The 18,954-nt window shown below is 71.3% G+C and carries 16 protein-coding genes and 1 riboswitch; of the genes, 13 read left to right on the top strand and 3 right to left on the bottom strand.

Annotated elements, in window-relative coordinates:
- Positions 1–62 precede the first annotated feature (62 nt).
- The 8 genes from shc (at position 63) to ICC28_RS21340 (ending at position 9,027) form a co-directional block, all read left to right on the top strand.
- Entirely contained in the window at positions 63–2,054 is a 1,992-nt protein-coding gene (gene shc / locus ICC28_RS21375; protein ID WP_188290261.1) for a squalene--hopene cyclase, read from the top strand.
- Entirely contained in the window at positions 2,054–2,719 is a 666-nt protein-coding gene (locus tag ICC28_RS21370; protein WP_188290260.1) for a 1-hydroxy-2-methyl-2-butenyl 4-diphosphate reductase, read from the top strand. Before shc ends, ICC28_RS21370 begins: the two co-directional genes overlap by 1 nt.
- Before the next feature lie 5 nt (positions 2,720–2,724).
- Entirely contained in the window at positions 2,725–3,747 is a 1,023-nt protein-coding gene (gene hpnH, locus ICC28_RS21365) for an adenosyl-hopene transferase HpnH (protein WP_188290259.1), read from the top strand.
- Positions 3,748–3,751: 4 nt separating this feature from the next.
- Positions 3,752–4,909, top strand: coding sequence for a flavodoxin-dependent (E)-4-hydroxy-3-methylbut-2-enyl-diphosphate synthase (gene ispG, locus ICC28_RS21360; RefSeq protein WP_188290258.1), 1,158 nt, complete (start codon positions 3,752–3,754; stop codon positions 4,907–4,909).
- 26 nt (positions 4,910–4,935) lie between these two features.
- A complete protein-coding gene (dxs, locus tag ICC28_RS21355) occupies positions 4,936–6,828 on the top strand; it encodes a 1-deoxy-D-xylulose-5-phosphate synthase (protein ID WP_188290257.1) in 1,893 nt (630 codons plus the stop codon).
- Positions 6,825–8,210, top strand: coding sequence for an aspartate aminotransferase family protein (locus tag ICC28_RS21350; RefSeq protein WP_188290256.1), 1,386 nt, complete (start codon positions 6,825–6,827; stop codon positions 8,208–8,210). Before dxs ends, ICC28_RS21350 begins: the two co-directional genes overlap by 4 nt.
- A gap of 77 nt (positions 8,211–8,287) precedes the next feature.
- Positions 8,288–8,908 carry a helix-turn-helix domain-containing protein gene (locus tag ICC28_RS21345; RefSeq protein WP_188290255.1) on the top strand — a complete coding sequence of 207 codons (621 nt, stop codon included), beginning with the start codon at positions 8,288–8,290 and terminating at the stop codon, positions 8,906–8,908.
- Positions 8,905–9,027, top strand: a complete 123-nt coding sequence (locus ICC28_RS21340; RefSeq protein ID WP_188290254.1) for a DUF6126 family protein — start codon at positions 8,905–8,907, stop codon at positions 9,025–9,027. Before ICC28_RS21345 ends, ICC28_RS21340 begins: the two co-directional genes overlap by 4 nt.
- A gap of 9 nt (positions 9,028–9,036) precedes the next feature.
- On the opposite strand, the gene ICC28_RS21335 is transcribed toward ICC28_RS21340, so the two are convergent.
- Positions 9,037–9,834: a tyrosine-protein phosphatase gene (locus ICC28_RS21335; protein WP_188290253.1), complete on the bottom strand. Its 798-nt coding sequence runs from the start codon at positions 9,832–9,834 to the stop codon at positions 9,037–9,039.
- 196 nt (positions 9,835–10,030) lie between these two features.
- Between ICC28_RS21335 and ICC28_RS21330 the strand changes: the two genes are divergently transcribed.
- The 4 genes from ICC28_RS21330 (at position 10,031) to ICC28_RS21315 (ending at position 15,594) form a co-directional block, all read left to right on the top strand.
- Positions 10,031–12,100, top strand: a complete 2,070-nt coding sequence (locus ICC28_RS21330; RefSeq protein ID WP_188290252.1) for an alpha-galactosidase — start codon at positions 10,031–10,033, stop codon at positions 12,098–12,100.
- Positions 12,101–12,405: 305 nt separating this feature from the next.
- A riboswitch (cyclic di-AMP (ydaO/yuaA leader) is annotated at positions 12,406–12,565 on the top strand.
- Between the two features lie 4 nt (positions 12,566–12,569).
- Positions 12,570–13,580 (top strand): LysM peptidoglycan-binding domain-containing M23 family metallopeptidase, encoded by a 1,011-nt coding sequence (locus tag ICC28_RS21325; protein ID WP_188290251.1) that lies wholly within the window; start codon positions 12,570–12,572, stop codon positions 13,578–13,580.
- A gap of 258 nt (positions 13,581–13,838) precedes the next feature.
- The gene (locus ICC28_RS21320; RefSeq protein ID WP_188290250.1) at positions 13,839–14,624 is read left to right on the top strand and encodes an SGNH/GDSL hydrolase family protein; all 786 of its coding nucleotides are present in this window, start codon (positions 13,839–13,841) and stop codon (positions 14,622–14,624) included.
- A gap of 184 nt (positions 14,625–14,808) precedes the next feature.
- The gene (locus ICC28_RS21315) at positions 14,809–15,594 is read left to right on the top strand and encodes an SIMPL domain-containing protein (RefSeq protein WP_188290249.1); all 786 of its coding nucleotides are present in this window, start codon (positions 14,809–14,811) and stop codon (positions 15,592–15,594) included.
- On the opposite strand, the gene ICC28_RS21310 is transcribed toward ICC28_RS21315, so the two are convergent.
- Together ICC28_RS21310 and ICC28_RS21305 are read right to left on the bottom strand one after the other, a co-directional pair.
- On the bottom strand, positions 15,569–16,201 hold the full coding sequence (locus ICC28_RS21310) for a TetR/AcrR family transcriptional regulator (RefSeq protein ID WP_188290248.1): 633 nt from the start codon (positions 16,199–16,201) through the stop codon (positions 15,569–15,571). The two genes, ICC28_RS21315 and ICC28_RS21310, sit on opposite strands and share 26 nt — an antisense overlap.
- Positions 16,202–16,338: 137 nt before the next feature.
- Positions 16,339–17,517 carry a Glu/Leu/Phe/Val dehydrogenase dimerization domain-containing protein gene (locus tag ICC28_RS21305; protein WP_188290247.1) on the bottom strand — a complete coding sequence of 393 codons (1,179 nt, stop codon included), beginning with the start codon at positions 17,515–17,517 and terminating at the stop codon, positions 16,339–16,341.
- Between the two features lie 150 nt (positions 17,518–17,667).
- Here ICC28_RS21305 and ICC28_RS21300 point away from each other — a divergent pair, with 150 nt between their 5' ends.
- Positions 17,668–18,852 carry an MBL fold metallo-hydrolase gene (locus ICC28_RS21300; RefSeq protein ID WP_188290246.1) on the top strand — a complete coding sequence of 395 codons (1,185 nt, stop codon included), beginning with the start codon at positions 17,668–17,670 and terminating at the stop codon, positions 18,850–18,852.
- Positions 18,853–18,954 lie beyond the last annotated feature (102 nt).

Below are 18,954 nucleotides of genomic sequence, written 5' to 3'. Positions count from 1 at the left end.
GCACCGGCCGACGGCGGACCCACAGCAGACGCACCACTTGCACACTGCACGAAGGGGAAGCCATGACAGCGACGACCGACGGAAGCACCGGGGCCCTGCAGCCCCGCGCTGCCGCGGCCAGCGAAACCGAGAGCGTCGGCCCCGCAGCGGCCGGGGTCCATGACGCCGCAGTGCGTGCCGTCCGGCGCGCCACCGACCATCTGCTCTCCCGGCAGGACGCCCAGGGCTGGTGGAAGGGCGACCTGGAGACCAATGTCACCATGGACGCCGAGGACCTGCTGCTGCGCCAGTTCCTGGGCATCCGCGACGAGGCCACCACCCGCGCCGCCGCCCTGTACATCCGCGGCGAACAGCGCGAGGACGGCACCTGGGCCACCTTCTACGGCGGACCGGGCGAACTCTCCGCCACCATCGAGGCCTACGTCGCCCTCCGCCTGGCCGGTGACGCGCCCGAGGCGCCGCACATGGCCAGGGCGGCGCAGTGGATCCGCGACCGGGGCGGCATCGCCTCCGCCCGGGTCTTCACCCGGATCTGGCTGGCCCTGTTCGGCTGGTGGAAGTGGGAGGACCTGCCCGAACTCCCGCCCGAGCTCATCTACTTCCCGAAGTGGGTGCCGCTCAACATCTACGACTTCGGCTGCTGGGCCCGGCAGACCATCGTTCCGCTGACGATCGTCTCCGCCAAGCGCCCGGTGCGGCCCGCCCCCTTCCCGCTGGACGAGCTGCACACCGACCCCGCCCGCCCCAATCCCGCCAAGCCCCTTGCTCCGATGGCGAGTTGGGACGGCGCCTTCCAGCGGATGGACAAGGCGCTGCACGTGCTGCGCAAAGTCGCGCCGCGCGGTCTGCGCCGGTCCGCGATGAACACCGCCGCCCGCTGGATCATCGAACGGCAGGAGAACGACGGCTGCTGGGGCGGTATCCAGCCCCCGGCCGTGTACTCGGTGATCGCCCTGCACCTCCTCGGCTACGACCTCCAACACCCCGTGATGCGGGCCGGGTTGGAGTCGCTGGACCGCTTCGCCGTCTGGCGGGAGGACGGGGCCCGGATGATCGAGGCCTGCCAGTCGCCGGTGTGGGACACCTGCCTGGCCACCATCGCGCTGGCCGACGCCGGGGTGCCCGCCGACCATCCGCAACTGGTCAAGGCCGCCGACTGGATGCTCGGCGAGGAGATCGTCCGGCCCGGCGACTGGGCCGTGAAGCGTCCCCAACTGCCGCCCGGAGGATGGGCGTTCGAGTTCCACAACGACAACTACCCCGACATCGACGACACCGCCGAGGTCGTCCTCGCGCTGCGCCGGGTCCGCCACCACGACCCGGAGCGGGTGGAGAAGGCGATCGGACGCGGGGTGCGCTGGAACCTCGGCATGCAGTCGAAGAACGGCGCCTGGGGCGCCTTCGACGTCGACAACACCAGCCCGTTCCCCAACCGGCTGCCCTTCTGCGACTTCGGCGAGGTCATCGACCCCCCGTCGGCCGACGTCACCGCGCACGTCGTGGAGATGCTCGCGGTGGAGGGGCTCGCCCACGATCCGCGCACCCGGCGGGGCATCGAGTGGCTGCTGGCCGAACAGGAGCCCAACGGCTCGTGGTTCGGGCGCTGGGGCGTCAACTACGTCTACGGCACCGGGTCCGTCGTACCCGCCCTGGTCGCCGCCGGGTTCCCGGGCTCGCACCCGGCGATCCGCCGGGCCGTGGCCTGGCTGGAGTCCGTCCAGAACGACGACGGCGGCTGGGGCGAGGACCTGCGCTCCTACCGGGACGTCAAGGGTTGGAGCGGCCGGGGCGCCTCCACCGCCTCGCAGACGGCCTGGGCGCTGATGGCGCTGCTGGCCGCGGGGGAGCGGGAGTCCAAGGCCGTGGAGCGGGGAGTCGAGTGGCTCGCCGCCACCCAGCGCGAGGACGGCTCCTGGGACGAGCCGTACTTCACCGGCACCGGATTCCCCTGGGACTTCTCCATCAACTACCACCTCTACCGGCAGGTCTTCCCGCTCACCGCGCTCGGCCGGTACGTCCACGGAGAGCCGTTCTCCGGGGCAGAGAGGCGCTGATGAACCCCCAGCCCGCCACCGCCCCGCTGCTGATCGCCTGCGCGCTCGGCATCGAGCACCTCGCCCTGCGCACCGGCTTTCAGCGCCCCGCAGCCGAACCGTACAAGCGGGGGGCGGGCGGGCCGGTCACCGTGCTGCGCACCGGGATGGGCCCCAAGGCGGCCGAGCGGTCCGTCACGCGGGCCCTGGCCGACCCGGCACTGTACGGTGCCGCCGTGCTGGCGACCGGCTTCTGCGCGGGGCTCGCCCCCGGCATGCACCCCGGGGACCTGGTCGTCGCCGAGGAGACCCGGGACCGGCGCGGGACCACGCCGTGCGTCGCCACCGACCTGCTCGTCAAGGAACTGGCCCGCGCCGTACCGGGGCGCACTGTCCACACCGGACCGCTCACCGGTTCCGATCACGTCGTGCGTGGTCAGGAACGGTCCGACCTGCTCGCGACCGGCGCAATCGCGGTCGACATGGAGTCCGCGGCCACGCTCCTGAGCGCCGTGCGCGCGGGTGAGCGCCCCGTTGCGGCCGTACGGGTGGTCGTGGACGCTCCAGAACACGAACTGGTCCGGATCGGCACGGTGCGCGGTGGAATATCGGCATTCCGTGTACTCAGGTCGGTCCTTCCCGCTTTCTTCGAATGGCACCGTTCTTTGCTGCTCCCCAGGAGGTGAGCCAGATGGCCATGCCGCTGCGCCAGTCCATCAAGGTCGCTACATACTTGGCCGAACAAAAGCTCCGCAGGCGCGACAAGTTTCCGCTCATCGTCGAGCTGGAACCGCTCTACGCGTGCAACCTCAAGTGCGAGGGCTGCGGCAAGATCCAGCATCCTGCGGGGGTCCTCAAGCAGCGCATGCCGGTCGCTCAGGCCGTGGGAGCGGTGCTCGAATCCGGCGCCCCGATGGTGTCCATCGCCGGCGGTGAGCCCCTGATGCACCCTCAGATCGACGAAATCGTGCGGCAGTTGGTGGCCAAGCGGAAGTACGTCTTCCTGTGCACCAATGCCATGCTGCTGCGCAAGAAGATCGACAAGTTCAAGCCCTCGCCCTATTTCGCGTTCGCCGTGCACATCGACGGCCTGCGCGAGCGCCACGACGAGTCCGTGGCCAAGGAGGGCGTGTTCGACGAGGCCGTGGCGGCCATCAAGGAGGCCAAGCGGCGCGGCTTCCGGGTCACCACCAACTCCACCTTCTTCAACACCGACACCCCGCAGACCATCGTCGAGGTGCTCAACTTCCTCAACGACGACCTCAAGGTCGACGAGATGATGATCTCGCCCGCCTACGCCTACGAGAAGGCGCCCGACCAGGAGCACTTCCTGGGCGTGGAGCAGACCCGCGAGCTGTTCAAGAAGGCCTTCTCCGGCGGCAACCGGCGCCGCTGGCGGCTCAACCACTCGCCGCTCTTCCTGGACTTCCTGGAGGGCAAGGTCGACTTCCCGTGCACCGCCTGGGCGATCCCCAACTACTCGCTCTTCGGCTGGCAGCGCCCCTGCTACCTGATGAGCGACGGGTACGTGCCGACGTACCGCCAACTGATCGAGGAGACCGACTGGGACAAGTACGGCCGCGGCAAGGACCCGCGCTGCGCCAACTGCATGGCGCACTGCGGCTACGAGCCCACCGCCGTCCTCGCCACCATGGGGTCCCTGAAGGAGTCCCTGCGCGCCATGCGCGAGACGGTCAACGGGAACCGGGAGTGATGTCATGACCGCCGTCCCCCTGGGCGTGCCCGAGGTACCGGTCCGCCCGATCGCCGAGCGGCGCGCGTCGCGCCGGATCCAGGTCGGACCGGTGCCGGTCGGGGGCGGGGCCCCGGTGTCGGTGCAGTCGATGACGACGACCCGTACGTCGGACGTCGGCGCCACCCTGCAGCAGATCGCGGAACTCACCGCCTCCGGCTGCCAGATCGTCCGCGTCGCCTGCCCCACGCAGGACGACGCGGACGCCCTCGCGACCGTCGCGCGCAAGTCGCAGATCCCGGTGATCGCGGACATCCACTTCCAGCCCAAGTACGTGTTCGCCGCGATCGAGGCGGGCTGCGCGGCGGTCCGGGTGAACCCCGGCAACATCAAGCAGTTCGACGACAAGGTCAAGGAGATCGCGCGGGCCGCGAAGGACCACGGCACGCCCATCCGGATCGGCGTCAACGCGGGCTCGCTGGACCGCCGACTGCTGCAGAAGTACGGCAGGGCCACCCCCGAGGCGCTGGTCGAGAGCGCCCTGTGGGAGGCCTCGCTCTTCGAGGAGCACGGTTTCCGGGACATCAAGATCTCGGTCAAGCACAACGACCCCGTGGTCATGGTCGAGGCGTACCGGCAGCTCGCCGCCCAGTGCGACTACCCGCTCCACCTCGGTGTGACGGAGGCGGGCCCGGCGTTCCAGGGCACGATCAAGTCGGCGGTGGCCTTCGGCGCGCTGCTCTCCCAGGGCATCGGCGACACCATCCGGGTCTCCCTCTCCGCGCCGCCCGTCGAGGAGGTCAAGGTCGGCATCCAGATCCTTCAGTCGCTGGGTCTCCGGGAACGGCGGCTGGAGATCGTGTCGTGCCCGTCCTGCGGGCGCGCCCAGGTGGACGTCTACAAGCTGGCCGACGAGGTCACGGCCGGTCTGGAGGGCATGGAAGTGCCGCTGCGCGTCGCGGTCATGGGGTGTGTGGTCAACGGCCCCGGCGAGGCGCGGGAAGCGGATCTGGGGGTCGCCTCCGGCAACGGCAAGGGGCAGATCTTCGTGAAGGGCGAGGTCATCAAGACCGTACCCGAGTCGAAGATCGTGGAGACCCTCATCGAGGAGGCGATGAAGATCGCCGAACAGATGGAGCAGGACGGCGTCGCGTCGGGGGAGCCGGCCGTCACCGTGAGTTGAGCAGCACGGACCGAAGGGGGCCCGACGTGACGATTCTGGAGAACATCCGGGGACCACGCGACCTGAAGGCGCTGTCCGAGGCGGAACTCGGTGAACTGTCCGAAGAAATAAGGGAGTTCCTGGTGCACGCGGTGGCCAGGACCGGCGGACACCTCGGACCCAATCTCGGGGTGGTGGAACTCACCGTCGCGCTCCACCGGGTCTTCGAGTCGCCGGTCGACCGCATCGTGTGGGACACCGGTCATCAGAGCTATGTGCACAAGCTGTTGACGGGACGTCAGGACTTCTCCAAGCTGCGCGGCAAGGGCGGTCTGTCGGGCTACCCCTCGCGCGAGGAGTCCGAGCACGACATCGTGGAGAACAGCCACGCGTCCACCGCGCTCGGCTGGGCCGACGGACTCGCCAAGGCCCGCCGGGTCCAGGGGGAGAAGGGACACGTCGTCGCGGTCATCGGCGACGGCGCCCTGACCGGCGGCATGGCCTGGGAGGCGCTGAACAACATCGCCGCCGCCAAGGACCAGCCGCTGATCATCGTCGTCAACGACAACGAGCGGTCGTACTCACCGACCATCGGGGGTCTCGCCAACCACCTGGCCGCCCTGCGTACCACCGACGGCTACGAGAAGGTCCTGGCCTGGGGCAAGGACGTCCTGCTGCGCACCCCCGTGGTCGGCCACACCGTCTACGAGGCCCTGCACGGCGCCAAGAAGGGTTTCAAGGACGCCTTCGCCCCGCAGGGTCTCTTCGAGGACCTGGGCCTGAAGTACGTCGGCCCGATCGACGGACACGACATCGGCGCCGTCGAGTCCGCGCTGCGCCGCGCGAAACGCTTCCACGGCCCCGTCCTGGTCCACTGCCTCACCGAGAAGGGCCGCGGCTACGAACCCGCCCTCGCCCACGAGGAGGACCACTTCCACACCGTCGGCGTGATGGACCCGCTCACCTGCGAATCGCTCGCCCCGTCCAACGGCCCCTCCTGGACCTCGGTGTTCGGCGAGGAGATCGTCAGGATCGGCGAGGAGCGCGAGGACGTCGTGGCGATCACGGCGGCCATGCTGCACCCGGTCGGTCTCGGCACGTTCGCCGCCCGCTTCCCGGACCGGGTGTGGGACGTGGGCATCGCCGAGCAGCACGCGGCGGTGTCGGCGGCGGGCCTGGCCACCGGCGGCCTCCATCCGGTCGTCGCCGTCTACGCCACCTTCCTCAACCGCGCCTTCGACCAGTTGCTGATGGACGTCGCCCTGCACCGTTGCGGCGTCACGTTCGTGCTGGACCGGGCGGGGGTGACCGGCGCCGACGGCGCTTCGCACAACGGCATGTGGGACATGTCGGTGCTCCAGGTCGTCCCCGGCCTCCGGATCGCCGCGCCGCGCGACGCCGACCAGCTCAGGGCCCAGTTGCGGGAGGCGGTCGCCGTGGACGACGCGCCCACGCTGGTCCGCTTCCCGAAGGAGTCGGTGGGCCCCTCGATCCCGGCGGTGGACCGGGTCGGCGGCCTGGACGTGCTGCACCGGGACGCACGGCCCGAGGTGCTCCTGGTGGCCGTCGGCGTCATGGCGCCGGTCTGCCTCCAGGCCGCCGAGCTGCTTGAGGCCCGCGGCATCGGCTGCACCGTCGTCGACCCGCGCTGGGTCAAACCGGTCGACCCCGCCCTGACCGGCCTCGCCGCCGAGCACCGGCTGGTGGCCGTCGTCGAGGACAACAGCCGCGCGTCCGGCGTGGGCGCCGCCGTGGCGCTGGCCCTGGGGGACGCCGAAGTCGACGTACCGGTACGGCGGTTCGGCATCCCCGAACAGTTCCTCGCGCACGCCAAGCGGAGCGAGGTGCTGGCGGACATCGGCCTCACCCCGGTGGAGGTCGCCGGGCGGATCAGCGCGAGCCTGGCCGTCAAGGAGCCAGTCGAGGAGACAGCGGAATGACCACGGAGTTCGACCTCGGCGCCCTGCTCGCCGAGCGCGGAGCCGAGCGCTACGAGCTGCACGGCAGACATCTCAACCACCAGCTCCCGCGCATGCTGCACACCATCGGCTTCGACAAGGTCTACGAGCGGGCCGAGGGCGCCTACTTCTGGGACGCGGACGGGGACGACTACCTGGACATGCTCGCCGGGTTCGGGGTGATGGGCCTGGGCCGCCACCACCCCGTCGTCCGCAAGGCGCTGCACGACGTCCTCGACGCCTCGCTCGCCGACCTCATCCGCTTCGACTGCCAGCCGCTGCCCGGGCTGCTGGCAGAGAAGCTGCTCGCGCACAGCCCGCACCTGGACCGGGCGTTCTTCGGCAACAGCGGCACCGAGGCCGTCGAGACCGCGCTGAAGTTCGCCCGGCGGGCCACCGGCAAGCCCCGGATCCTGTACTGCGACCACGCCTTCCACGGCCTGACCACCGGCTCCCTGTCCGTCAACGGCGAGGACGGCTTCCGCGACGGCTTCGCCCCGCTGCTGCCCGACACCGCCGTACCCCTCGGTGATCTCGACGCCCTGGCCCGGGAGTTGAAGAAGGGCGACGTGGCCGCGCTGATCGTGGAGCCGATCCAGGGCAAGGGCGTGCACGAGGCCCCGCCCGGCTATCTGCGCGCCGCGCAGGAACTGCTGCACCGGCACAAGGCCCTGCTCATCGCCGACGAGGTGCAGACCGGCCTCGGCCGGACCGGGGACTTCTACGCCTACCAGCACGAGGACGGCGTCGAGCCGGACCTGGTGTGCGTGGCGAAGGCGCTCTCCGGCGGCTATGTGCCGGTCGGCGCCACCCTGGGCAAGGACTGGATCTTCAAGAAGGTGTACTCGTCGATGGACCGGGTGCTGGTGCACTCGGCCAGCTTCGGGTCCAACGCGCAGGCCATGGCGGCCGGGCTCGCCGTGCTCGCGGTCATGGAGAACGAGCAGATCGTCGCGAACGCCCGTGCCACGGGCGAGCTGCTGAAGTCCCGACTCGCGACACTGGTCGACAAGTACGAGCTGCTCGCCGACGTCCGCGGCCGGGGCCTGATGATCGGCATCGAGTTCGGCCGGCCCTCCTCCCTGAAGCTGCGCGGCCGCTGGACCATGCTCCAGGCCGCCCGCAAGGGCCTGTTCGCGCAGATGGTCGTCGTACCCCTGCTCCAGCGGCACCGGATCCTCACCCAGGTCTCCGGCGACCACCTGGAGGTGATCAAGCTGATCCCGCCGCTGATCGTGGGCGAGCGGGAGGTGGACCGCTTCGTGGACGCCTTCACCGATGTGATGGACGACGCGCACAGCGGCAGTGGCCTGATGTGGGAGTTCGGGCGGACCCTGGTGAAGCAGGCGGTGGCCAACCGGTAGGGACCGGAGCACATCGACCTTTTGCCTCTGAGGCAAGGAATTTGCCCCACGGGCAAGGCTCCGGCTGAATGGAGAGCATGAGCTCTCCCGAGACCGGGCCGGTGGACGACCTGCCCGTCATGGCGCCGCAGCTCCGTTCCCTGCGGCGCCAGGCCTCCCTCACCCTGGAGGCCGCGGCCCGCGCGGCCGGACTGTCGCCCGCCCACCTCTCCCGGCTGGAGACCGGGCAGCGCCAGCCGTCCCTGCCGATGCTGCTGTCACTCGCCCGCATCTACGGTACGACCGTCTCCGAGCTGCTCGGCGAGACGGTCGCCGACCGGGACGCCGTCGTGCGCGCCGCCGACATGGAGCCGGCCCCCGCGGGCGGCTGGACCTACTGGCAGGCCGGCGCGCCCGGCCGCGGTATGCAGGCCCTGCGGGTGCACGTCCCGCACGGCTCGCAGGGCGACATCGTGCGGGTGCACCCCGGCGAGGAGTGGCTCTACGTCCTCACCGGGCGGCTGCGGCTGCGCCTCGGCGACACCGTGCACCGGCTCGCGCCCGGCGACAGCGCGCACTTCGACTCGCTGACCCCGCACCGCATCGCCGCGCTCGACCGCGACGGGGTCGACCTGCTGTTCGTCCACACCCTGCTGCAGAGCCCCACGGCCGCCCTGTGCCTGGGGCCGACCCCTTCGGAGACCGGAGCGACGCCATGAGCGACATGGAGGAGAAGTTCCCGCGCGCCCTGTGGGTGCGCCTGATCATCTACATCGCGGTCGGCCATGTCTTCGCGGCCTTCATCTACCTGCTGTTCGAGCTGGGGGCCAAGCAGTAGCCGCCGGGCTCAGTCGAGCAGCAGGTCCCGCAGCCGCTCCCGCAGCCCGGGGGTGAGCCGCAGCCCCTGCTCCAGGTAGCTCTCGACGCCGCCCCAGGTCTCCTCGATGGTCTCGAAGGCCGCCGTCAGATACTCGGCGCGCGCGTCGAAGAGCGGGCTGAGCAGCTCCATGATCTCGGGGGAGTAGGCCGAGGCGGCGGTGCTGCTGCGGTGCACCTTGTAGCGGCGGTGCTTGGCGTTCGACTCCAGGTAGTCGGCGACGATCGCCTCCCGCTCGACACCCAGGGCGAGCAGGGTCACCGCTATCGACAGGCCGGCCCGGTCCTTGCCCGCGGCGCAGTGCATCAGCGCCGGAACGCTGTCCTCGGCGAGGGAGTGCAGCACCTGGGAGTGCTCGGCGGTGCGCTCCTTGATGATCATGCGGTACGAGTCGATCATGCGCTGCGCACCCTTGCCGTCGGCCAGGATCGCGCGCAGTTGGTCGAGGTCGCCGTCGCGCACCATCTTCCAGAACTCGGCGCCCTCCGCGGGGTCGGACAGCGGCAGGTTCACATTGCGCACGCCCGCCAGCTCGACGTCCGGACCCTCCAGCTTCTGGTCCGCGGCGTTGCGGAAGTCGAAGATCGTGTGCAGGCCGAGGGAGCCGAGGAAGGCCGCGTCCTCGTCGGTGGCGTGCGCGAGGTGGCCGCTGCGGAACAGCACTCCGTGGCGCACCCGCCGTCCGTCCACCGTCGGCAGCCCGCCCACGTCGCGGAAGTTGCGGACTCCGGCCAGCTCGGGTTCGGTCGACGGGATCTGCTGCGTCACGGGGGCTCCTCCCAGCCGGTGCCGCCGACGCGGCTCGTCGACGGGCACCTCTCGACGATACGACATGGGTTCCTGGGGCAATGAGTTGTCCACAGGCGGTTGTCCGCCGGTTGTCCACAAGGCATTGCCGTGAGGCCTCGTCACGCTTGATGATGTTGGTACTTGAGTGTGCGTGTGCGGATCTGTGAGGTGGGCGATGCTGGAGATCTCCGATGACGGACGTACGTGGCTGCTGTCCGGGCCGACGGGCAGTTACGCCCTGCATCTCGGCGCGGACGACGAGCTGCTGCACCTGCACTGGGGAGCGCGCATCGCCCTGGCCGACGCCGAGGCGCTCGCGGCCCGTCCGCTGCCCGACTACCGGCCCTTCGAGTCCCTGCTGGACGGACATGAGGAGTACCCGGTCGAGGGCGGTCCCCGCTTCGTCCGGCCCGCCCTGTCGGTGCGCACCGAGGAGCGGCGCGGCACCGAGTGGCGCTTCGAGGCGGCCGAGACGGAGGACGAGGAACTGAGACTGCGGTTCCGCGACGACGGGCTCGCCGTCACGCTGCACTACCGCATGCGCGGCGACGTCGTCGAGCGCTGGGTGACCCTGCGCAACGACGGGCCCGCCGTCGAGGTGCTGCGCGCGGACTCCGCCACCTGGACGCTGCCCGAGCGGGAGGACTGGCGGCTCTCCCAGTTGCACGGCCGCTGGGCCGCCGAGTCCCGCCTGGTGCGCACCCCGCTCACCTACGGCGAGAAGGTCATCGGCAGCCGCCGCGGCCACACCGGACACCAGCACCTGCCCTGGGTGGCCCTCGACACCGACGCCACCGAGGAGCGCGGCGAGGTGTACGGCTGCGCCCTGGGCTGGTCGGGGTCCTGGCGGATCGCCGTGGCCCAACTCCCCGACGCGCGCGTACAGATCACCGGCGGCGCCGGACACGACGACTCCGGACTGCTCCGGCTGGCGGCCGGGGAGTCGTTCACCACCCCCGTCTTCGCCGGTCTGTGGAGCGACGGCGGCTTCGGCGGGGCGAGCCGGGCCTGGCACGCGTACCAGAGGGCGTACGTGGTGCCGGACGCCGACCGGGACCGGCCGGTGCTGTTCAACTCCTGGGAGGCCACGGAGTTCGACATCTCCGAGGACCAGCAGCTCGCGCTCGCCCGGCGGGCCGCGGCGATCGGCGTCGAGCTGTTCGTCGTCGACGACGGCTGGTTCGGGGCGCGCACCAGTGACCGCGCAGGCCTCGGCGACTGGACCCCCAACCCCGACCGCTTCCCGTCCGGCCTCAAGCCGCTCGCCGACCAGGTGCACGACCTCGGCATGCAGTTCGGCATCTGGGTCGAACCGGAGATGGTCAACCCGGACAGCGACCTGTACCGCGCCCACCCGGACTGGGTGCAGCACCATCCGGGACGAAAGCGGACGGAGTTCCGCAATCAGCTCGTACTGAATCTCGCGCGCGAGGACGTCCAGGACTACCTCTGGACCCAGCTCGACAGCCTTCTCTCCAGCGCTCCGATCGATTACGTGAAGTGGGACTTCAACCGCTGCTTCACCGACGCCGGCTGGCCCGGGGAGCCGTACCCGCAGCGGCTGTGGACCGACCACGTGCACGCCCTGTACGGCCTGCTGGACCGGCTGCGGGCCGCCCATCCCGGCGTGGCCTTCGAGTCCTGCTCGGGCGGCGGCGGCCGGATCGACCTCGGTGTCCTGAGCCGTACCGACCAGGTGTGGACCTCCGACAACACCGACCCGCTCGACCGGCTCGCCATCCAGCACGGCTTCAGCCAGCTCCATCCCGCGCGCGTGATGGCCGCCTGGGTCACGGACAGCCCCAACGCCATGCTGAACGGCCGGGTCAGCTCGCTCCGGTTCCGGTTCGTGAGCGCGATGGCCGGGGTGCTGGGGGTCGGCGGAGACCTCACGCGGTGGACCGAGGAGGAACTGGCCGAGGCCCGCAAATGGGTGGATCTCTACAAGGAGATCCGGCCCCTCGTGCAGCGCGGCGACCTCCATCGGCTGCGGCCCCCGCGGGGCGGGCTGAGCGCCGTGCAGTACGTGCTCGGCGACGAGAGCGTCGTCCTCGCCTGGCTCCAGGCGCAGCGGTTCGGCGAGCCGGCACCGGCGGTGCGGCTGCGCGGACTCGACCCGACGGCGTCGTACGAATGCCGCGAAACGGGTGAAGTTCACCGGGGTGCGGTCCTGATGCAGCACGGGCTGCGCACGGGGCTGCGGGGCGACCTCGATGCGACGGTTCTCCGACTGCGTCGCATCTGAGAGTTCTGCCCGAATTGCAGCCTTCATTCCAACTCGCTCTGGAGTAAAGGAGTCTGGAGCGACGTCACGTGAGCAGCGTCATATCCGTGACCGTGCGTCGCCCGTCATGTTCACGTAATTCAAGTGGTTTTCAAGGGGGTTTACGGAAACGGCGGGCCACCCCATGCACGGAGGGTGACCGGGAATTCTCACAGGGGATCAAGAGGAACGCATGGGAGCGGAACCTTCTGCTTGTCCCTTTGCGTCTTGGTCGCTTACGTTCGCCACCACTCCGGACGGACGCCTAATCCTGCCGCCGTCCGGGATCCGCACACTCACCCGTACCCGGCAGGAGCGGGGGACCCACAGGCACAACCGCCTGTTCCGGTCTCCGGAACAGGCTTGGGGTCAAGTCGCGCCCAGTGCGCGGCCGGACATCTCCAGTCCGCACCCGACAGCTCACCTCGTAGGCGCCGGAGAGGAATTCGTCATGCCCGCGAGGGGTAAGCACCGCCGTCCCAAGACCCAGCGCTTCACCCGTTCGATCGCCGTCGCCGGAACCGGCGGAGCCGCACTCGCCCTTCCGCTCCTGGGTGCCACCGGCGCCCACGCGGCCGAGTCGCAGTCCGTTTCGGAAAAGGCCGTCCAGTCCCTTCCGGTGGCGGAGAAGAAGACCGCCGAGAAGACGGCGGCCGAAAAGGCGGCGGCGAAGAAGTCGGCCGGGAAGAAGGCCGCCACGACCGCCGTGAAGAGCTACACGGTGCGGCCGGGCGACTATCTGTCGAAGATCGCCGACGAGCAGGACGTCAGCGGCGGCTGGCAGAAGCTCTACCGGGACAACCGTGAGGCCGTCGGCGGCGACCCGTCGCTGATCCACCCGGGCCTGAAGCTGTCGATCGGCCAGAAGGCCGCCTCCGCGGGTACGGCCGAGAGGTCCCCCTCCAGGGCTTCCCGCTCCTCCGGCTCCTCCGCCTCGCAGTCCGCGCCGAAGCCCTCCACGGACTCCTCCGCGCCCACGCAGTCCTCCGGCTCCGCGCAGTCCTCCGCTGCGCAGCCGGCACCGGCCGCCCAGGCCGCCGAGTCCTCCTCCGGCGGCTTCTCCGCCCCGGTGACGGGCGCGGGCGTCAGCACCTCCTACAAGGTCGCGGGCAGCATGTGGTCCAGCGGCTACCACACCGGCGTCGACTTCGCGGCGCCGACGGGCACCTCCCTGAAGGCCGTGGGCGCGGGCACCGTCGTCTCCGCCGGCTGGGCCGGGGCCTACGGCAACCAGGTCGTCATCAGGCTCGCCGACGGCTACTACGCCCAGTACGCCCACCTGTCCTCGCTGTCCGTCTCCAGCGGACAGACGGTGACCGGGGGCCAGCAGATCGGCCTCTCCGGCTCGACCGGCAACTCGACCGGCCCGCACCTGCACTTCGAGATGCGCACCACGCCGGAGTACGGCTCGGACATCGACCCGGTCGCTTACCTCCGCTCGAAGGGCGTCGCCATCGGCTGACGCCGCCCGCACCACCCCGCCTGACACGCCCCCGAAGGCCGGACCCCGATCCCCGGGTCCGGCCTTCGGCGGTCCGTGTGCGGGGACGGCGGATGAGCGGGCAACAGCCCTGATCGGAGGCTTATTCCAGGTTTGGCCAATCCTTTGGGAGTGGCTTATCTCACCGCTCGTCAACCCCTGCCTACGGTCGCGTAGGTCACATTCAACGGTGAATCATGTGCCGATGTGGCAGACGATTCGAAGAGTGACAACAGATCAGTGATCGGGTCGTACGTGGCGGTGGGGGACAGCTTCACCGAGGGCGTCGGCGACCCCGGCCCCGACGGGGCCTTCGTCGGCTGGGCCGACCGGTTCGCGGTGCTGCTCGCCGACCGGCGGCCCGAGGGCGACTTCGACTACACGAACCTGGCCGTACGGGGCAAACTGCTCGACCAGATCGTGGCGGACCAGGTCCCACGGGCCGTCGAACTCAGACCGGACCTGGTGTCCTTCTGTGCCGGCGGCAACGACATCATCCGGCCCGGCAGCGACCCCGACGAGGTCGCCGAGCGCTACGAGCGGGCCATCGCGCGGCTCACCGAGGTCGCCGGCACCGTGCTGGTGACGACCGGCTTCGACACCCGCGGCGTGCCGGTGCTGAAGCACCTGCGCGGCAAGATCGCCACGTACAACCTGCATGTCCGGGCCATCGCCGACCGGTACGGCTGCCCCGTGCTGGACCTGTGGTCCCTCAAGACCGTCCAGGACCGGCGCGCCTGGGACGACGACCGGCTGCATCTCTCGCCCGAGGGGCACACGCGCGTGGCGCTGCGCGCGGGCCAGGTCCTCGGCCTGGAGGTCCCGGCCGACCCCGACCAGCCGTGGCCGCCGCTTCCGCCGCGCGGCACCCTGGAGATCCGCAGGGACGACGTCAACTGGGCACGCGAGTACCTCGTGCCGTGGATCGGACGCCGGCTGCGCGGGGAGTCGTCGGGCGACCACGTGACGGCCAAGGGGAGTCTGTCGCCGTACGACATCAAGATGCGGATCGAGTCGGTGGCCTGAAGGCCGCCGCCGCCCGCGTCGTGGCGCGGGCTCGACCAGTGAGGTGACCGCGGGGGAGTGGTGCACGCGCGGGTGCCGGGCCCGGTGCTGGGATGAGCGCGCACCGTCGTGCTGGGACGGGCGCGCGCCGTCCTGCTGGGGCGGGCGCGCACCGTCCCCGCCGTACCCGGAAGGCCGGCACCGTATGCCCGCACCGCTGCCCCGCACCGCCGCCACCCTCGCGGCCGCCCTCCTCGCCCTCGGCCTGCCCGCCCTCGCGGCCACCCCGGCGACCGCGCTGACCGGCCCCGTCGTCGTGTCGAGCGGGCTGACCGGCCCCGTCACCGCCGCGGCGCGCCTCGCGCCGACCCCGGGCACCGTGACCGTGACCGGCGCCGGCAGCGCGACCGCCGCGCCCGACCTGGCCGTCGTCAGCGCCGGGGTCGAGGCCGTCGCCGAGACCGCCCGGGCGGCACAGGAGGCCCAGAGCAGGGCCGCCGGCGCCCTGCTGCGCGCCGTACGCGCACAGGGGATCGCCGAGCGGGACATCCGTACCGAAGGACTGTCCCTCGTGCCCGTCCACAACTACCAGGACGGCGCCGCCCGACTGACCGGGTATCAGGCCGCGCAGACCTTCTCGGTGACGGTCCGGGACATCGGCCGGACCGGCGAGGTCATCCAGGCGATCACGGACGCCACCGGAGACGCCGGCCGCGTCCACGGGGTCGCCTTCGACGTCTCCGACCGCACCGCACTGCGCGCACGCGCGCGTGAGGCCGCCTACGGGGACGCGCACGCCAAGGCGCTCCAGTACGCCCGCCTCAGCGGACGGAGTCTGGGTCGTCTGGTCTCGGTCACCGAGGGCGCGTCGGGCGGTCCGTACCCCTACCCGGCCCCCGCGGACATCGCCGACGGCGGCGCGGGCGTGCCGGTCGCGCCCGGCGAGATCCGGGACACCGTGACGGTCACGGCCGTGTACGAGCTGGAGTGAGCGCCGACGACTCCCGTGCCGGGCCCAGCTCCCGGGCCAGTGCCTCGTCGGCCCATTCCTGCGCACGCGCGCGGGAGAGCGAGCCGGGGTAGGACGTCAGCTGCACGGCGAGCCCGTCGAGAAGGGCCGTCAGACGCAGGGCGGCGGCCGAGGGGTCCGGGCAGTGGAACTCGCCCGCGGCCACGCCCTCCGCGATGACGTCGGCGATCGCGGCCTTCCACTCCCGGTCAAGATCCTGGGTGACCTCGCGCAGGGCGGGCTCGCGCAGCGCCGCCGCCCAGCCCTCGATCCACAGCCGCCAGCCCTTGGCCTGGCCCGTCGGCGCGTACCAGCGGACGGCCGCACGCAGCCGGCGCAACGCCGTCGTACGGCGGCCGAGCAGCTTGCGCAGATGGGCGAGGTCGTCCTCGGCGGCGTAGGCGAAGGCGGCGGCGACCAGTTTCTCCTTCGTGGAGAAGTGGTAGAGCACGAGCGCGTTGCTCACACCGAGCACCGAGGCCACGTCGGCGATCCTGACCGCCGCCACGCCCCGCGCCTCGATCTGCTCGATGGCGGCGCGCAGCAGCTCCTCACGCCGCTCCGCCACGCTCAATCGCACTCTCGCCACGCGACTCACCCTATCCCCGGCACGCGCGGCGACGGAGGGGGACCGACAGGTCCTGGCCACGGGCGCGGGCCGGGCGACCGGCCGGATTCGGGGTTCCTGTCGGCCGGTTCACCGGTACCACGCGTACCGTCCCGTGGTCACCGGTGCCACCCGTACCGATCCGCGATCACCGGCAGTCGCTCCGCGGCGATCGCGTGTGCGGCGGCTCGCGGTGTCGTGCCGTCCCGCTCCGCGCGGGCGAGCATGCCTTCCGTCAGGGTGCGCATGGCGCGGCGGACATGGGCGAGGGCCTCCTCCGCGTCCGGGCCGACGTCACCGAAGAGGGTCCACCACCACCAGGCGTTCGTGGCGGAGTTGACCACGACGTCGGGCAGCACGGTGACGCCGCGCGCGGCCAGCAGGTTCTCCGCCTCGGGCAGGACCGGCATGTTGGCCGCCTCGACGATCCAACGGGCGGTGATTTGTCCCTGGTTGGCGGTGTCGACGGCGTAGGAAACGGCCGCGGGTACCAGCACCTCCGCCTCGGCCGACAGCCAGGCGTCGCCCGGCAGTTCGCGGTCGCCGGGGCGCAGGGCGGCGCGGTCGACGGTGCCGTGCGCGTCCCGCGCGGCGAGCAGGCTCTCGACGTCGAGGCCCGCCGGGTTGGCGATCGTGCCCTTGATGTCGGCCACCGCCACGACCGTGAGCCCCGCGCGCGTGAGGAAGCGGGCCGTCGCGCCGCCCATGGTTCCGAATCCCTGCACGGCGACGCGCGTCCTCCAGTACGGCACCGCCGCCCGGTCCAGCGCGGTGAGCACCGACTCGGCCACGCCGCAGCCGCCGACCAGCTCGGCCAGTCCGATGCCGTCCACCTCGACGGCGAAGGCGTCCGACAGGCGCCGACGGGCCGCGGCCTCGTCGTCCAGCAGCGGATACACGGCCTGGACCGACGACACCAGCCCGGCCTCGGCGGCGGCACGGTCCACCACGTCCTGGCTGAGACCGAGGTCCTCCCCGGTGGTCCACAAGTCCTCGACGTACGGCCGCATCGCCCGCAGGTAGCGCACCAGAAGGTCGTACGCGCCCGGGTCCCGTGGATCGCAGTCGATGCCGCCCTTGGCGCCGCCGAGCGGCACGTAGCGGCATTCGGGGTCGTAGTGCAGCGCTTCCTTCATGGTCATTCCGCGCGCGAGGCCGGTGACCTCGTCGAGGGTGCAGCCCTCGCGCATCCGCAGCCCGCCGCTGGACACCCCTCGTACGAGCCGGTCGACCACGAGAAAGCCCTTGCGGCCGGTGATGTGATCGGTCCAGGTGAGGGACAGGAGGGGGGCGGCCATGGAGTCTCCTTACTGAATTACTGGTCAGTATTGAGACGTGGTGTCCGGACTGTCAACGCAGTCGCCGGACGGATCCGGGAGAACGGTGATCGGGAGTTGTCGGAGCGGGCGACCATAATGGATGCCTCGACGACTCCACCTGGAGGTACCGTGACCGGTTTCCGTTCCCTGAGCTCCAGGCTCCGCGCGCTGGAGCCGGAGGCCTTCGGCGCGGACCCGAGCGGTGAACGCCTGGCACGCATCCGCAGGTCGCCCCACTTCAAGGACGGCGTCTTCCAGAACCCCGGAGGCATCGCCCGCACCCGGCCGTCCGGCTCGATGAGCGAATTCGCCAAGGTCTTCTTCGACCGCGACCAGCGCCCCCGGCGCGCCCCCCAGGGCACCCTCCCGGTGCACGCCACCACACTGGCCGACATCGCGCGCCTGCCCGCCACCGGGCTGCGCCTCACCTGGATGGGCCACTCCAGTGTCCTCGCGGAGATCGACGGACACCGGGTGCTCTTCGACCCGGTGTGGGGCGAGCGCTGCTCCCCGTTCCCCTTCGTCGGCCCCAAGCGGCTGCACCCGGTGCCGCTGCCGCTGGCCGCGCTCGGCCCGGTCGACGTCGTCGTCATCTCCCACGACCACTACGACCACCTCGACCTGCCCACCATCAAGGCGCTGGCCGGCACGGACACGGTGTTCGCCGTCCCGCTCGGCGTCGGCGCCCACCTGGAGCGCTGGGGAGTCTCCGCCGACCGGCTGCGCGAGCTGGACTGGCACGAGGCCACCAGGATCGGCGGACTCACCCTGACCGCCACCCCCGCCCGCCACTTCTGCGGCCGAGGCCTGCGCAACACCCAGCACACCCTCTGGGCCTCCTGGTCCGTCGCCGGCACCGAGCACCGGATCTACCACAGCGGCGATACCGGCTACTTCGAGGGCTTCAAGGACATCGGCGCCGAGCACGGCCCGTTCGACGCCACGATGATCCAGATCGGCGCCTACAGCGACTTCTGGCCCGACATCCACATGACCCCCGAGGAGGGCATGCGCGCCCACCTCGACCTCCAGGGCGGCCGGCCGCACGGCGTCCTGCTCCCGATCCACTGGGCGACGTTCAACCTGGCCTTCCACGCGTGGGCCGAGCCCGGCGAGTGGACGAAGGCCGCCGCCGACGCGGTGGGACAGGCCGCGGCTCTTCCCGTTCCGGGACAGCCGTTCGAGCCGGCGGGCGTCCTGCCGGTCGAGCCGTGGTGGCGGGGCGTGGGGTATGTGCCCGACCGCAGGTGGCCCGTTCCGGAGCTTGCTGCGACGGCGAGTCGCGAGGACCTCGACCTGGTGGCCGAGGCTTGAGGGCGTAGGAACTGAGGCGAGTGGCGGAGGTCGTCCGGTACGAGTCCACTGTCCGGCAGGCCGTGCCCCGGGCCGGCCCGGAGGAGGACGTACGGGGGATCA

Source organism: Streptomyces sp. TRM68416 (assembly GCF_014596915.1).
In the GTDB taxonomy this organism is placed as follows: domain Bacteria; phylum Actinomycetota; class Actinomycetes; order Streptomycetales; family Streptomycetaceae; genus Streptomyces.
Note: the sequence above shows the minus strand (reverse complement) of the source record. Positions and strands in the feature narration are given on the sequence as shown.